This window comes from Oscillospiraceae bacterium (genome assembly GCA_009780275.1).
GTDB lineage: Bacteria > Bacillota > Clostridia > Oscillospirales > UBA929 > WRAI01.
The window spans coordinates 14,219-30,051 of sequence record WRAI01000030.1; the positions used below are offsets into that span (position 1 = coordinate 14,219).

19 protein-coding genes are annotated in these 15,833 nt (G+C 48.3%); 9 read left to right on the forward strand and 10 right to left on the reverse strand.

Going from position 1 to position 15,833, the window contains the following annotated elements; translation table 11 throughout:
* The first annotated feature begins 78 nt into the window (after positions 1–78).
* The 8 genes from FWE06_08685 (at position 79) to FWE06_08720 (ending at position 6,787) form a co-directional block, all read left to right on the forward strand.
* Complete coding sequence (locus FWE06_08685) at positions 79–930, forward strand: GNAT family N-acetyltransferase (GenBank protein MCL2547245.1); 852 nt, start codon at positions 79–81, stop codon at positions 928–930.
* A 49-nt stretch (positions 931–979) separates the two neighbouring features.
* On the forward strand, positions 980–1,240 hold the full coding sequence (rpsP, locus tag FWE06_08690; protein MCL2547246.1) for a 30S ribosomal protein S16: 261 nt from the start codon (positions 980–982) through the stop codon (positions 1,238–1,240).
* Positions 1,240–1,467 carry a KH domain-containing protein gene (locus FWE06_08695; protein ID MCL2547247.1) on the forward strand — a complete coding sequence of 76 codons (228 nt, stop codon included), beginning with the start codon at positions 1,240–1,242 and terminating at the stop codon, positions 1,465–1,467. Before rpsP ends, FWE06_08695 begins: the two co-directional genes overlap by 1 nt.
* Positions 1,460–1,972: a ribosome maturation factor RimM gene (rimM, locus tag FWE06_08700; protein MCL2547248.1), complete on the forward strand. Its 513-nt coding sequence runs from the start codon at positions 1,460–1,462 to the stop codon at positions 1,970–1,972. Before FWE06_08695 ends, rimM begins: the two co-directional genes overlap by 8 nt.
* The gene (gene trmD, locus FWE06_08705; GenBank protein ID MCL2547249.1) at positions 1,969–2,673 is read left to right on the forward strand and encodes a tRNA (guanosine(37)-N1)-methyltransferase TrmD; all 705 of its coding nucleotides are present in this window, start codon (positions 1,969–1,971) and stop codon (positions 2,671–2,673) included. Before rimM ends, trmD begins: the two co-directional genes overlap by 4 nt.
* 248 nt (positions 2,674–2,921) lie before the next feature.
* A complete protein-coding gene (locus FWE06_08710) occupies positions 2,922–3,794 on the forward strand; it encodes an undecaprenyl-diphosphate phosphatase (protein ID MCL2547250.1) in 873 nt (290 codons plus the stop codon).
* A gap of 10 nt (positions 3,795–3,804) precedes the next feature.
* Positions 3,805–6,261, forward strand: coding sequence for a DNA translocase FtsK (locus FWE06_08715; protein ID MCL2547251.1), 2,457 nt, complete (start codon positions 3,805–3,807; stop codon positions 6,259–6,261).
* A 52-nt stretch (positions 6,262–6,313) separates the two neighbouring features.
* Entirely contained in the window at positions 6,314–6,787 is a 474-nt protein-coding gene (locus tag FWE06_08720; GenBank protein ID MCL2547252.1) for a hypothetical protein, read from the forward strand.
* Positions 6,788–6,815: 28 nt separating this feature from the next.
* On the opposite strand, the gene FWE06_08725 is transcribed toward FWE06_08720, so the two are convergent.
* The 3 genes from FWE06_08725 to FWE06_08735 form a co-directional block, all read right to left on the reverse strand.
* The gene (locus tag FWE06_08725) at positions 6,816–7,460 is read right to left on the reverse strand and encodes an ATP-dependent Clp protease proteolytic subunit (protein ID MCL2547253.1); all 645 of its coding nucleotides are present in this window, start codon (positions 7,458–7,460) and stop codon (positions 6,816–6,818) included.
* Between the two features lie 123 nt (positions 7,461–7,583).
* Entirely contained in the window at positions 7,584–8,207 is a 624-nt protein-coding gene (locus tag FWE06_08730; protein ID MCL2547254.1) for a hypothetical protein, read from the reverse strand.
* A 6-nt stretch (positions 8,208–8,213) separates the two neighbouring features.
* A complete protein-coding gene (locus FWE06_08735) occupies positions 8,214–9,380 on the reverse strand; it encodes a nucleotidyltransferase family protein (GenBank protein ID MCL2547255.1) in 1,167 nt (388 codons plus the stop codon).
* Between the two features lie 54 nt (positions 9,381–9,434).
* Here FWE06_08735 and FWE06_08740 point away from each other — a divergent pair, with 54 nt between their 5' ends.
* Entirely contained in the window at positions 9,435–10,637 is a 1,203-nt protein-coding gene (locus FWE06_08740; protein ID MCL2547256.1) for an acetate kinase, read from the forward strand.
* Positions 10,638–10,677: 40 nt separating this feature from the next.
* Here the strand turns inward: FWE06_08740 and FWE06_08745 are convergent, their stop codons facing one another.
* The 7 genes from FWE06_08745 to FWE06_08775 all read right to left on the reverse strand — a co-directional run.
* Positions 10,678–10,965 carry a hypothetical protein gene (locus tag FWE06_08745; protein ID MCL2547257.1) on the reverse strand — a complete coding sequence of 96 codons (288 nt, stop codon included), beginning with the start codon at positions 10,963–10,965 and terminating at the stop codon, positions 10,678–10,680.
* Positions 10,965–12,086, reverse strand: coding sequence for a hypothetical protein (locus tag FWE06_08750; GenBank protein ID MCL2547258.1), 1,122 nt, complete (start codon positions 12,084–12,086; stop codon positions 10,965–10,967). Before FWE06_08750 ends, FWE06_08745 begins: the two co-directional genes overlap by 1 nt.
* Before the next feature lie 143 nt (positions 12,087–12,229).
* A complete protein-coding gene (locus FWE06_08755; GenBank protein ID MCL2547259.1) occupies positions 12,230–12,418 on the reverse strand; it encodes a hypothetical protein in 189 nt (62 codons plus the stop codon).
* A 12-nt stretch (positions 12,419–12,430) separates the two neighbouring features.
* Complete coding sequence (locus FWE06_08760; protein MCL2547260.1) at positions 12,431–13,081, reverse strand: AIM24 family protein; 651 nt, start codon at positions 13,079–13,081, stop codon at positions 12,431–12,433.
* Between the two features lie 133 nt (positions 13,082–13,214).
* On the reverse strand, positions 13,215–14,477 hold the full coding sequence (locus tag FWE06_08765; GenBank protein ID MCL2547261.1) for an SPFH domain-containing protein: 1,263 nt from the start codon (positions 14,475–14,477) through the stop codon (positions 13,215–13,217).
* 152 nt (positions 14,478–14,629) lie between these two features.
* Entirely contained in the window at positions 14,630–15,583 is a 954-nt protein-coding gene (locus FWE06_08770) for a metallophosphoesterase (GenBank protein MCL2547262.1), read from the reverse strand.
* Positions 15,546–15,833: flotillin family protein (locus FWE06_08775; protein ID MCL2547263.1), on the reverse strand; the 288-nt coding region annotated here is incomplete at its 5' end. The genes FWE06_08770 and FWE06_08775, both read right to left, overlap by 38 nt.

Consider the following 15,833-nt stretch of genomic DNA (forward strand, 5'->3'; position numbering starts at 1 on the left):
GCACTTTGTGTTCGCCTGTTATAACAAACTTACGATACGGCCGTGCAAAGCACGCCCATCCAACACAAGAGGTATCCCATGACTTTTACCCACTATATCAGTCTCGCTGAATTCGGTGCCGATACGCTCGATATTCTGTCTGAGAACGAAGTACAAAATAACCTATCCATCAGCTTTATCCGCAACGAACACAATGCTGACCCCTCGAATTGGTTACTGGCAACCATTAAAGATGCGTTGGGTAACGTTGTATTGACTGCCGCTTGGACAGGTCTGCCGCACAACGTCGTGCTATACGAAACAAGTAATCAACCCAACGATATGGCGATTGTGTTGCTGGCCAACGAGTTGAAAGCTATGGATATTTCTCTGCCTGGCGTTTTGTCCGAACAGAGCTTGGCGCAACGCTTTTCCGCCTGCTACGCAGCACAATCATGCCGCCATTCATCCATGCACATTATGCAATTAGACAGGCTCAACGCCATGGAAACAGCACCCGGCACTTGCCGTCCGTTGCGCGAGGACGATTTATTTTTCGCTCCTTATTGGAAAAAGGCGATGGAGGAAGACTGCCGACTGCCATCCCACGATATATCAGCCTACGCAGAAAGCACAAAGTGGCAACTAAACAACGGAATACTCTATTTTATTTGGGAGGACGGCCAGCCCGTGTCACAGGCGTTCAGCTCTCGCAGTACACCAAATGGCAGATGCGTTGCCGGTGTCTATACGCCACCGCATTATCGCGGCAAGGGCTATGCGACGTCAAATGTAGCCGCGCTGTCACAGGCGTTGCTCGAACACGGCAACAAGTTTTGCTTTCTGTTCGCCGATGCGTCGAACCCCACATCCTGCGGCGTTTACCGCAAAATCGGCTATCAAAATGTCTGTCTATACGACGATATTCGCTTTACGGCAATCACAAATTGAATCAATTTGTTTGCATAAAAAAACACAAACACTCAGGAGGAACAAACCCATGGTCAAAATCCGCTTAAAGCGCGCCGGCGCAAAGAAAAAACCCTTTTACCGCGTTGTCGTCGCCGACAGCCGATTCCCTCGCGACGGTCGCTTCATCGAAGAAGTCGGCACGTATGATCCGATGAAAAACCCCGCCGCCATCGATATCGACGTGGCACGTGTGCAAGACTGGATTAGCAAAGGCGCGCAACCGACCGATACTGTTCGCGCTTTGATTAGCAAAGCGTCACGCGCGGCAGAGGAAGTGCAGGAAGCATAATGAAAGAGCTGTTGCATTACATCGCCATAAACATGGTCGATGACAAGGACGCCATTGAAATCACCGAAATCGAAAAGGACTTCGGCTCAACATTGCAGTTGAAAGTTGCCGAGGGCGAAACAGGTCGCATGATTGGACGCAACGGGCGTACAGCAAAAGAAATCCGTGCGCTGATGCGTGCTGCCAACCGCGGCGGCGAAAAGGTTATGGTGGACTTCGTTGATTGAACAGAGCGCAATCAGCCAAGTTGTGATGGGTAAAATCGCTAAGACCCACGGGATTTCCGGCGAATTGAAAATCAGGCCGAGCTGCGACAGTCCGGCCTTTTTGGCAAATTTCAAAACCTTGTATATCAACGGTACAGAGCGGCGCGTACTATCAGCACGACCACACAAAAACGCATTGCTTGTCAAGCTGGATGGCGTAAATTCCGTCGAAGCCGCTATGTCATTGCTTGGTGCTTCGGTTTCTGTACCCGAAACCGAAGCAAAAGCTGCGCTGCCCGCCGGACGACACTACATCCGCGATTTAATCGGCTGTCAAGTTATTTCACTCGACCGCAAAGCCATAGGCTCTGTCGCAGACGTTTTAACGCTCCCCGCCCACGATGTTTATGTCGTCAAGACCAACAACGGCGATGTTATGATTCCGGTTGTCGACGAGTTTGTAAAAACCGTAGACGTGGAAAATAAAATCATTACGGTACAGCTAATTGAGGGCATGCTGTCATGAAGCGCTACGATGTGCTAACACTATTTCCCGATATGATTCACGCCACAATGAACGTATCTATCATCGGGCGAGCGAAAAAGGCGGGGCATCTGATGGTCAACTGCCATCAAATCCGCGACTTTACTACGAATAAGCAACGGCAAGTCGATGACTATCCATTTGGCGGTGGCATGGGCTTAGTCATGCAAGCTGATCCATTATATCGTGCATGGCAACATGTTGTTGCGCAATCGCCTGTAAAGCCTCATACAATATTCATGTCACCAACGGGCAAACCATTTCACCAAACCGACGCAAAGCGTTTAGCGGAACTCGACCACCTCATTCTCATCTGCGGCCGCTATGAAGGTATAGATGAGCGATTTGTTGATGAATGCGTTGATGAATGCGTTAGCTTAGGCGACTTTGTCCTAACCGGCGGCGAAATTGCCGCCATGGCAGTCATTGACGCAGTCGGGCGGCTCATTCCCGGCGTTTTAGCCGACGAAACGGCGTTCATCGGAGAAAGCCACTGGGACGGTCTGCTTGAACACCCGCAATACACACGTCCCGCTGAATGGCACGGCCGCACTGTGCCCGAAGTGTTGCTCAGCGGCAATCATGCTGAGATTGAAAAGTGGCGCAAAGTGCAGTCATTACAGAGGACACAAAAGTTGCGTCCTGATTTGTGGGAGAGGTATAAAAGGCAACGCCACGACTGATCTCGCATTACCTGTTGACTGCGGCTATTTTTAACCACAAAGTCAGTGCTATCATCATCCATAATAACCATTTGTCACTTGCGACTAACATTTTTTACGCATCAATAAATGCTAAAAGCGACACAGTCTGCGTTTTTTACACTTGCCCTCCATGCTCATTTGTGGTATACTATGTACATCAAATTGAGACGGATACTTAAGCTAGAAACGGCCCCTCAACACTATTGCGGCGATTAGGAGTTATTGCTATGAGTTACTTACAGGCCATCATCCTCGGTATCGTACAAGGTCTGACCGAATTTTTGCCCGTATCCAGTTCAGGTCACTTAGCATTGGCTGAAATGATTACCGGCCACGAGACTCCCGGTGGGTTAACCTTTGACGTCATGTTGCATATTGGTACATTGTTCGCTGTTTGTGTAGCGTTTTGGAGTGACATCAAAGCCGTAACGGTAGAGTTTTGTAAAATGGTATGGCTGCTCGTCCGCCGAAAGCGTTCGTTGCGAGAGCCGCCGGCACGACGTATGGTAAAATTACTCATCATTGCGTTATTGCCACTCCCCCTCCTTGCCCTCCCCTTTTTCCGCGAAGCCGCCGGCTACACTATGCGCTCACCCTTTATCATCGGGCTGGCCTTGCTTGTGACCGGCACATTGCTCCGTATCGCTGACCGCGCACCGCAGGGCAAAAAAACAGAAATGACTACGCGTTGGTATGATGCATTCCTCATTGGCGTCGTGCAACTTATTGCGGGCATTTTTCCGGGATTATCGCGCTCTGGCTCAACCATTTCAACCGGCATCATGCGCGACTATAATCGCACATATGCGTTTCGTTTCTCGTTTTTGCTTTCCATTCCCACTGTGCTGGCCGCAACAGTTTTTGAAGTTTATGAATGGGTTACAATGACACCGGATCATCCGCGGTATTATACGACGCCCGCATTTTCCGGTATTTGGGGGCAGGCCCTGGTGGGTATTATCGTGTCTGCCATAGTTGGTTATTTCGCCATTGCATTGCTACGGCGATTGGTCCGCAATAAGCAGTTCGGCGCGTTTTCCTATTATTGCTTTGCCGTTGGCGGGTTTGCTATCATCGGTGCCATTGTTGGCCTTTTGTAAGCGGTGAGATATGGCAAACACGAAAAACAAAAAGAAACAAACACCTCCCAAGTCACGTCATTTACGTGAGTTTGGCGCTTTAATTTGCCTGCTGCTGGCGATTTTCGCCGGCATCGGGTTAGTTGGCTTACAGGGTATTGTCCTCAACTGGTTCGCCGACAGCATGAAGTATTTGGTCGGTTGGGGTGTATTTGTTTTACCTTTTTCACTGCTGGGTGCGAGTATGCTGCTCTTTTTTCACGGCGGGCAACCCGTACGTATGCGTTTGACTGCATTGTTGTTCTTGCCCTTGTTGCTGGGCATCTTGCTGCACTTAATTCTGTTCCGCAACAGTGCGGCAGCCTTTGGCGCACTGGGACAACAAGGCATGACCCTTGACAGCGGTGGCGCACTCGGCGGCATCATCGCCAATCTGCTTGCAGTGCTGCTCAACCGAATTTTTTCGGTAGTGATTGTCGCGCTCTTGTTGGCGACAGCGGTTTTATATCTCCTCCGCGTATCGCCCGCCGCGATTATCACGGCACTGCGTGGTGACAATCGCAAAAAGCGCGAACGTCAACCCAAGCCAGAACGCTTGCCGCCTGAACCCAAACCACCTAAGCTGCCCAAGGCCGAAAAGCGCAACTTAAACCTGCCTAAAACAAGCATGCCGGAAAAACGAAAACTCAACTTGCCAAAGACAGGCATCGCCGTCGAAGTGCCCATTGAACCGGAACCCGAAATTGAAATCGAAGCTGTTTCATTTACTGATTCGGACGAAGACATTCTCATCCCCGCTGCCTCACCGATTGTTGATTTGGATTCTAATTTTGGTGCCAAAACATCTAAATATACGCCTCCCTGCAAGTCGCCGCAAACCAACATGTTGCCGAGTAGCGAAGAAGAAGTTTTGCCTGCCGACAATGTTGATTTTGTCGTGCATGACTATGAACCAAACCCGCAAGACAAGCCGCTTAAAACAGAGAAATTGCCCGCTACTCTTGCGGGTGACGTTGCTGAGGAATACACATTCCCGCCCATGACGCATTTGACCGCCGGAAAGCCTATGTCGCAAACCGAAGGCAAACGCGAATTAGAACATACGGCAAATCGCCTGATGGAAACACTGGGCAGTTTTAACATCAACTGTCGTATCACCAACGTCACGCGAGGACCATCAGTCACACGCTATGAAATGGAACTGCACCAAGGTATTAAGTTGTCAAAATTGACGGCGCTTTCGGGCGATATTGCGCTGGCACTCGGTGCGAGCAGTGTACGCATTGCACCGATTGTCAATCGCATGAGTACCGTCGGCATAGAAGTGCCGAACAAGACGGTACATATCGTGCATATCCGCGACGTGCTGGACAGCGATGACTTTGCCAGCAATGGCAGCCCAACAACCTTTGCACTTGGCAAAGACATCAGCGGAAAGAATATTGTCAGCGACATTGCCAAAATGCCACATTTGCTTATCGCAGGCACAACCGGATCAGGCAAAAGTGTCTGTATGAATACGCTCATTGTCAGTTTGTTGTTCAAATCCTCACCCGAAGATTTGCGGCTGATTATGATTGACCCTAAGATGGTAGAATTTGATGTCTACAACGGCATTCCACACCTATTGATCCCCGTAGTCACCGACCCAAAAAAGGCGGCGGGTGCGTTGCAATGGGCGGTTGTCGAGATGGAAAAACGCTACCGCATGTTTCAAGAGCGCGGTGTGCGCGATATCATGAGTTATAATCAATCACTCGCCAAGGACAGAGATAGCCAAGAGCCTAAAATGCCGCGTATTGTCATCTTGATTGACGAACTTGCCGATTTGATGGTCGTTGCGCGAAAAGAAGTTGAAGAGTCCATCATCCGCGTGGCACAAAAGGCGCGTGCGGCTGGTATGTACCTTGTCGTTGCCACGCAGCGCCCGAGTGCCGATGTCATTACCGGGTTAATGAAAGCCAACTTGCCGAGCCGAATCGCGTTTGCCGTGGCATCGCAAATTGAATCGCGGATCGTGCTGGACACAACCGGCGCCGAAGATTTGGTCGGGCGGGGTGATATGCTGTACTCTCCGCTGGGCGAAGCAAAACCTATGCGCGTGCAAGGCTGTTTGATTACGACCAAGGAAGTTGAAGATGTGGTCAAATTCGTCAAGAAAAACAATGCTACCGAATACAACGAAGAGACCATCGCTGAAATTGCCAAAATCGCTGAAAAGGCGAATCCCGCTACCGAGGGGCAAGACTTTGACGCCAGCGCAAATGAAGACCCGATGTTCTACGATGCCTTGCAATTGGCCGTCAACAACAGCAAAATTTCAACCACCAGTCTGCAAACACGCCTAAAATTAGGCTACGCCCGTGCCGCCCGCGTGATGGTGCAACTCGAAGACCGCGGCTTTATCGGTCCGCCGGATGGGGCGAAGCCGCGTGAGATACTGATTACGCGTGAGGAATATGAAGAGATGATGATGCGGCGGGAGTAAGGTTAGATTTTCATTTATCAAATGCGTTAGTTAGCTTTAGGAGGAGTTTATAATGATAACAAAATTGATTGGTGCGGCAGGCATAAATGATATCGTAAAATTAGGTCTAGATTTAACTGCAAAAAAAGTCGAGGAGAGAAGCACCAGAATTGAAGTTGCTGAAGTATATTCGTCAGATTATCGTTTGAAACTGCAAGATGCTAAGCGTTGGCTTGAGGAGGATGGATTAAGAGTAGAGCCTGTAGTTCCTCAACCGGATATCGCGTACAAAGATTGCTCGGAGTACGAAGTGGTTGCAACAAATTTTAAGTTAAAGCAAAAAGTTGCTCCCGGCACACGCGTCATTTTAAGATATGTGACTGCCGAAGTGATTGAAGCAAGCCAAAAGTTGTTTGATGAAATGGAAAACCAAAAAGCTGGTAAGTCAACAGAAATGACAGAGGAAAGAACGGGAAGAATTAAACAAAACCTTAATGAGAAAGTCGAATCTGTAAAAAAAGTTTTTACAAAGATATCGAGAACATAGGCGTTTTATTTAACGCGAAAAATAGCCTCTATCCAACTATCCCCATCTTTTCCCGACGCGCCGCTATCATCTCATGCATTTTCCCTAACGCATCCGATAGCCCGCCCAAATGATCAATCAGTCCCACATTGACAGCTTCATCACCGTAAATCACAGACCCTACATCGGCAGCAAGCTCATCAGTGCGCAACATATATTCTCGCAACTTCTCCTCGTTGATTTTGCTGTTTTTCGTGACAAATGAAAGAATTCTCTCCTGCACTTTCTCAAAATAGTGAAATGTCTGTGGTACGCCGATAACAACACCATTCAGCCGTACCGGATGGATGGTCATCGCCGCGCTTGGCGCGATATACGACACCTTTGCCGCGACTGCCAGTGGCACGCCGATGGAATGCCCGCCGCCCAGCACAAGGGATACCGTCGGTTTTTTCATGCTTGCCAATAACTCGGCAATGGCAAGTCCCGCCTCGGTATCTCCACCCATCGTATTGAGTAAAATGAGAAGTCCGTCAATCTCTTCACTCTCTTCAATGGCAGCCAATTGCGGCAAAACATGTTCGTATTTTGTTGATTTTGTGCTTTCCGGCAATATTTGATGCCCTTCGACCTGCCCGACAATCGTCAGGCATTGAATGTTGCCACGGCAGCTCTTTGCTGTTGTGCTGCCCATTTCAAGAATGTGCTGTAATGAGTCGCCGATGGCCGGCGTGCCTTGAGACTCAGCTGTTGTTTGTTCGTCCGTCATGTTTGTCACCTCTATGCTATATTATGGGTGATTGGCAGGTATTTCATACTATGGACCAGCAGGCCTTTCGCCGTACCACTCATTTAACTCATCGCTATCACAATACCCGAGCAGCACAGACACATTTTGAAACAAGTTGGGTACAAGTCCATATGATGTCATCCTACTGTGCCCTTCAAGTATGATATAACATTGTTCATTTTCATTTGTCAAAAATATCAACGGCGAAAACTTATTCCCCTCCCTCAATCTTTTCGCACCCTCTATTGCCCTGTCATTCGACACACCATAGACAGTTATGCCGGCTGAAATCGTCTTTGCCGCTTCAAGGGGCGATCCGGTGTAATTTGAAAGTTTATTCCAGTAACTATACTCAGTGTATATAATTTTTGCTATATCTTCTTGATCAAACTCAGTCCATATCCAGTCAATTTTTGTGGGGAATTTCTCAAATAGTTTTTCGTTTCTATACCCTCTGAAACGTCTTAATATTTCTGCCCTCAACGCATTTTCTTGCGCAGACAATATATCGCCATTAGTGATAATATCCTTGCCGGTGTGCACTGTTGCCAATATACTCTCTATTTGTTTTTGATGCCGGCCGGAGGTAATTTCCATTTTTAGAAACTCATAGACCATTTCGTTTTCATTTGAGTGTCTTATTTTTCGCATTATTTTTTACTTCCCTTCCACAAACGGGCTCGCCTGCCACTCGCCTCCTGCAACACCAATCATTGGGCGGCATAATGTCGCCAAGTCCGTCACATTTGCCTCAAATGTCAGAAAATCACGATGTTTGCTTGGTTTAATAATAATCGGCAAACTGGCTGTCAAGCTCATTTGTTTGAGAATCCCCCGCCCGGCTTGGCTCAATGCCAACACACGTAAATATTGCGGTGGTGCTTGTTGTCGCTCGGCAGTAATTCCCAAGTAGGCGCACATGGCAATACGCCGCAGGCGCGCCAGTGTATATCGCTTGCTTTTGACAGCTTGGAGCAGTTCGTCAAATGTTTTGGCTTGCGCGACCGCTTGCATAAATTTATATTCCAGGCCCTCAGTCACATCAGGCAAAGCACGCCACTCTTCGGCAGTCAATCCGCGCAATTTTTGCAGCAAACCGCGCCGATTGTGGGCAATCAAAATAGGCGCAAATCCCCTGCCCTTTTGCGCGGCAAAAATTTCTGCCATTTCGGGCGTAGTGTACGGCTCATCTTCGCCGCAACGCCAAATTTTGCGAATAGCCGAGGCCGAGGCGTACCCACCTGCAATACCGCCATCATGGGCAACGCCTTGACGTGTAACAGCAATCGGCACAATATGCGGCGACAGATTACGCAAATAACATATGCCTAATAAATTATTGGCATCTTTCAGCAAATGTGCATATTCCGGACATTTTTCAGACGCAAATAGTTGATATTGGGCTGCGTACGAGCGTAGGGGTGCGCGTTGGGCATCCGCAATATTGGGCGTGTCATATAAAGTTGGCAGCCCCGCTAACGCCTTCACCCCATCAAGCGCCCCCGTCTGACACCCGAACGACAAATGCGTCACGACACCCGTTGCGTCCATTATTTGCAAGGCTTTGGCTGAAAAAATGTCAGCCGAAGCACAGGCAAATTCACTCGGCAGCTCCAAAACCACATCAGCACCTGCCTTGATTGCCGCCGTTGCCCGCGAGTGTTTGTCGATAATAGCAAGCTCGCCGCGTTGCGTTACCGTGCCGCTCATTACACAAATGACCGCCGCACCCTGCCCTACACGTCGTTTGCTCTCAGTAATATGGTAGGCGTGGCCACTGTGCAATGGATTGTATTCGCTAACAATCCCAATTACGCTTGACAAATTCTGTCACCTGCCTTATCATAGGAATATCACAAAAGAAAAGGATTTGCAGATATGAAAATTCTCGTACTCAATGCCGGCAGCTCTTCGCTCAAATACCAGCTTTTTGATATGCGCGACAATAGCGTACTTGCCAAAGGTCTATGTGAGCGCATTGGCATCTGCGGCAGCAAAATCAAGCACACCGCTGAAAGTCCAAGACGCATCCGCGATACCGAAGTGCAGATGGACGACCATCAGCAAGCGATTTCCGTCTTACTGGATATGCTGACCGACAGCGAAGTCGGCGTAATTTCATCGATGACTGAGATTGATGCCGTAGGACACCGCGTGGTGCACGGTGAAGAACTGTTCTCCAAATCATCGCTCATCAATGACGAAGTTCTTGCCGCCATTGAATTGTGCTGCGCACTTGCGCCGTTGCATAACCCGCCGAATCTCATCGGCATCCGCGCTTGCATGGCACTCATGCCAAATATACCGCAAGTCGCCGTTTTTGACACTGCATTTCATCAAACGATGCCGAATTATGCATTTTTATACTCAATTCCATACGAATATTACACACGCAATAAAATTCGCCGCTACGGCTTCCACGGCACGTCGCACCGTTATGTGTCGAGCCGGGCCGCGCAGATGCTTAACCGTCCGGTGGAAGAGCTGCGTATCATCACCTGCCACTTGGGCAACGGCTCATCAGTCGCCGCCATCCGCAACGGGTGTAGTGTTGATACCACCATGGGCTTCACGCCACTGGAAGGCTTGCCGATGGGCACGCGTTCGGGTTCTATTGACCCCGCTATTTTGAGCTATCTGATGGAGAAAGAGAATTTGTCCAGCGACGAGATGCTCAATGTGCTGAACAAGAAATCAGGCATGCTGGGTTTATCAGGCATTTCGTCCGACTTCCGTGACCTCGCCAACGCCGCCAAAGAGGGCAACGACCGTGCTGACATTGCATTAAAGGTCTTCAACTATTCGGTTAAAAAGTACGTCGGCGGTTATTCAGCGGTACTCGGCGGCGTGGATGCGTTGGTATTTACGGCCGGTGTCGGCGAAAACAGTCCGGCAATCCGCGCCGCCATCGCCGGCGGATTGGATTACATGGGATTAAGCCTCGATTCCGATAAAAACGAAGCCGCACGCGGCGTAGAAGCCGACATCAGCGCCAGTGGCAGCCGCGGACGGATTTTGGTCATTCCAACCAACGAGGAGTTAGTAATTGCCAAAGATACGGAAGCACTAATTAAAAGGTAAATTGCAGGGGCGAACAATGTTCGCCCCTATTTCTTGCTCTTTATCTCCGATTATTATTTTGCGCAATCGGTATACGCGTAATCGTCGTGCCCATGTATTGGTTCTCTTGGTGCGTAATCTTGAACGAATCGGGCTTGACATAGTCTTGCGCTTGGCACGACTGCTTGGCTTGCGTTTTACTCATCGAGTAAGCAACAGCGACCACGATAATCGCTACAACCAGCGCAATCGCCGCGTAAATCCACCAGCGTTCAAGCCAAATTTGCCACACCGTGGGGGTGTAACGCATCGGTTGATACGATGAGAATGACGGCCAATTACTTTCCATTATATAAATCCTCCCACGATCGACACTACCACCATCGCTGCCGCGAACGCGCCGCCCAACCATGTGGCCACTCGGCCCTTGCTAATCGGCAAATCGCCAACAATGCGCCCTGTTTGCCCGTTGATTGCATACAGCCAATCCTGTCCGCGATATTTGTACGAAAGCAACCATACCGGTAGCAGTGTATACATCGACTCGCAATCGGAAATTTTATGTTGTGTTTTTAGTAAGCGCACCGTTGTGTAACCTGTCACAGTGTTGCGCAGTTTTTTCTCGATGTATTCCTTCACCCGTGCATCAACGCGCGGCAATACATCATCGGCCGTTTGGTCATACTTCTCGGCCATAAAGCCCGATAAGAAACCCATGCTGAAATCGCACATATCGGCGTAGTCATATGGCTCAAGCATATCCATCATCTTGCTGTCCATGCGCTTGGAGGCATCGGCAGGAATTTTGGCGTAGCAACACTCACCCTCTCGCGTAACGTTAAAGTGTGAGGTTTCAGTAATCATGTGCCGCCCCGTCGAGTACGTCCGCACATTGGTCGCCTTAGCGTGAATGCCTCCCCAGACGTCGCAGTCGAAGAGCCAGAACGGCAAGTACACGCCCGTTAAAAAATCCAATTCTCTGCTGCTTTTGAAACATTTTGGCAGCAGAGGTCTTCGTTTCAAAGAGTTTTTGAACATTTCTTCGGCTTTTTCTTTGGTCACTTTGAACGGAATCAGCTTGATGGGATAGTACGCCCCCTGCAACCGTGTTTTGATAATAGTGGGGTTGTGACAATAGACACAAAATGTCGCCACAGTGTTTTCATCGGTGATGATCTCAGCACCACAGCTTGGACAGTTGTACATGGCGATATGCGCCTGGTAATCTGCCTGTATGTCAGCATCAATGCCAGGATTGACGCTGCCGCAATCACTGGGCGCGTGAAAGTTCGCCTGACACGCACTATCAGACGGCTCACTGCCGAGTTCGCACTGCTGCAACTCATTTGGCTTGAGATCTTTCTCAAATTGACCGCCGCAATATTTGCACAGCCACGATTGCGTAGCAACGTCAAAGTTAATTGGCGCACCACATTGCGGGCATTGGTAAATGACAACATTATTAGACATAATTCCTCCTATTTGCAGTTTTGCAAACCACGAACGGTTACGGCATCTGCAATGTTTTAACGGAGCGATTACTATTGTTTGCTATGTAGGAAATGCTTTTATTCATCGCCCGGCGAAAGGAACAAAAGAGTGAACAAAACAAATCACCAATCATCACCTTGTAATTGTTTTTCATTTTGGTATTGTTGATAGTCTTTATATTGCGGTGAATTTAACACGTTTTTAGATGCAAATTCTCTTCCGCAATACTTACATACTCCTGTTTTTTTGCTTATATCTATATTGACAGGTGCACTACAAGATGGACAAGTAAGAGAAACAAAATTATCCATAATTTTCCCTCCTTATTTTGTAGCAGGTGTAGTCCGACAATTTGATTGAAGGATAATTGAACCAGCGCCAGAAAACTGTACAGTGAAGTCTGTCCACAAAGCATTTCTTGTTCTAAATGCCCTAAACGTCAAGCCTGCTGACCATGCCACCAAATGATTAAGATCTACATTTATAACTTTATCACCACTTAAGTTAATTTTCTGAAGCACACCACAACTATCGATAATACAAGATCCAACCCCTGAAGTTTTCAATGTAGTAATAGGAATGCCACCAGAAATCATCCCGCTCCAAGCACTTTGGTCCATTTCAAAATTAACACCCATATCACAAGCTAAAAATGCTCCCGAAATGATTTTCCACTGTTGACCGGAATTATCATCACATGGCAACTCAATAATGTCGCCAGGTTTCCATGGGGCAATCGCAATTCTTGACGGTTGTGTTGCCTGAACCATTGTTATTACTTTATTGCCTTGACTAAAAAGACCTATCTTTTTGCCGCCCATTCTTTTTTGTCTTGTTGAATTATGGATAGTATCAAAAGACAAAGTTGGATCTGAGTAAACCATGGTACCCGGCTCTATGCAAATTGTCTCATTTTGATCAAGCGTTATTTCAATGACAGGAAATGGTGCACCATATTTTTTTTCATAGTTCATGCAATGTGCTCCTTTGTGTTAAGATTAAATGCCCTTTGAGACTTACTTGTGAACCTTTGTGCAAAATATAAAAATTTCCACACAAACACACATGAGCGTTCAATGTACGCCCATGTGTAATTGACAATTTCCCCTACGCTTTTGCACCGCCGCAGCCTTGACAGAAGTTGCCGGTGTTGGCTTGACCGCATTTGCAAGTCCAGTTCGACGGTTCTATCGGTTTAGCTGTACCGCAACCTTGGCAGAAGTTTCCGGTATTGACTTGACCGCAAGCGCATGTCCAACCTGTCGCCGGTGCCGGTTTCGCACCGCCACAGCCTTGGCAAAAGTTGCCGGTGTTCGACTGTCCGCAAGTGCATGCCCACGCGTTGGGAGCCGGTGCAACTGCCGCAGCTTGCTGCTGTTGGATCTGCGCTTGATTGCCGGCCGTCATCTGCCCCAAGCCGGTCGCTTGCATACCTAAACCCATACCAAGGAAACCCGTCATCGCGCCGCCGGCATTCGAACCGGCCGCTTCCAAACCGCGCGCTGCCGCACCTTGCACAAATCCCTCACGAATAGACGCGTCTTGCAGCATCGCACCTTGATTGCGCAGCTTCATCAGTTCCTTGGTTTCATCGCAATAACTGATGCTCTTCAAACCAACCGACTGCACTTCAATGCCACGCATATTACGCCAGTCTTCATCCATAATCTCGCGCATATAGTTGGTCAGCTCAGCTGTTTTGCCCACAACATGCGACGCTCGCACGCCGTCAGACGACATACGATTCAGCGCCGCTTGGAACTGCCCCAAAAATTCAGCCAATAGCATTTTCTTAAAACTTTCAACATCCATGCGGTCCGCGCCTTTGTCAACCACTTCGGCATAGAATTTCAGCGGCTCGGTAATTTTCAGCGAAAAGTATCCAAACGCACGGAAAAACAATTCGGCGTTAAAGAATTCATCAAAATAATTGACAGGATTAACTGTTCCAAAGGCAATGTCGCGAATCTCTTGCAAATTGATAAAGATGGCGATCTGTGCCCGTGGCGTCACGCCACCGAATTTTACGCGTTGAAATGTCTCTTTCAGCGAGTCACCAAACTGTCCGCCGAACATCGACGGCAGTGACGAGTCTTCCACTTTGTAATAGCCCGGCTCGGCCGAATAGTCAACGATTTTACCGCCGTCAACCAACAGCATGCACTGGTTAGGGTAGACGTGGATAATCGAGCCATTGGAAATGGTATTGTCCGTGCCTTTTCGGTTGCGGTTGCGCGCATCGCTTTGACGCACCGTCACGCCGCGTGTCATAACAGTCTGCGGGCTCAAATTATCGGCTTCGATAACCTCCAGCCATTGGTCAGCAAGTCCGCCACCAACTGCGCTTTTAACGGCTCTGATAAGTCCCATATGTAAATCCTCCTAATTTTAGGCATGCACATAGCGCATCCTTTAATGCTTCCACGAGCGAACACAAGCCGCCCCTACATACTATACACTACATCGCGAAAAATGTCTAGGGGTAAATCATAGTAAAAAACAGGCACGGTGTGTCCGCTTTTCTATTTCCAAACCCAGCCGATGACGCCGTCTTTCTTACAAAGCAATCTGTCATTGTAATCGCCTAACAGGCATAAATTGTCGCCTATATCAACAGGCAACCAATAGTCTGTACCGCAACTGCATCCGCAAAAACTATCGTCCCAATCACGCCAGATCGCAACCGTCGGCATCACCAACTCAATATCGGTTTTCACATGTTGCACTATGCTGAGCAGTTCACCCTTCTCAATGGGCCTAATAGCCCTGTCATTCCACGTAATATTCAACGTGCCACCGGTTTCTGACTGCTTTTTTTCAGCTATGAAAACAGGAAACGAGTCAACTGTCTCAAACGAAAACACACCGTCTTGAATAATAAAGGCGTTCAACTGCCCAACAAGCGCTTTTGTTCCCATGCCACCATCAATGGCAATAATATGCGCCTGTTCGTCTACAATGGGGTTACAACAAGGAATCTCATGACAATAGTTATACACCGGCCAATGCCCTACCACAACCCATTTGTCAAAGCGCAAATCCTGCTCCAAAAACGCATCGTTTTTCATACATGCCCATGCGTCCTGCTCGTACAAATTGTCGGATGTCAGTCCGCCATGTACAAAGGTATAGTTTTGCGTATCGATAATATGCGGCAAGCTTTCAATCCACTGATTCTCATTTTCGCACAACCTTTCACTTGGCATGTCGCTGTTGCCACGCAAGGCGTACACGTTTCTTTTTTTACATAATTCGATCAAAAACCGCAGCGTTTCCTGCGGTTTTTGTCCTTTTGTAAAATGGTCACCCAAAAGAAATAGCAAATCGTCATCGCAAAACTTCACTTTATCGAGCAAACGGATCAACTCATCAAGACTACCGTGTATATCACTGATGCAAATTATCCGCGTACCCTGTGGAATCGTCACTTGCTGAGTCTTAGCCCTGCTGCTCATCAGGTACTGCATCTTCGCCATCAGGCATGTTGGCTCCATCAGTTGTTTCGGCTATATGTATGGTGTCATCGCCATTGTTATTCTCTGAAGCATCATCTTGCCGTCTTCCCAAATACTCGGGTAACGTCATGCCCGCCATATCAAACATTTCATTCATAGGCGGGATACTTTTCAGTAAACCCGACAGAAAATTCGCCGTAGACGTTTTGCCATCGGCATTTCCGCCGCCATCCCAAACGGTAATCTTATCAAACGTAATATCCCGGATGGC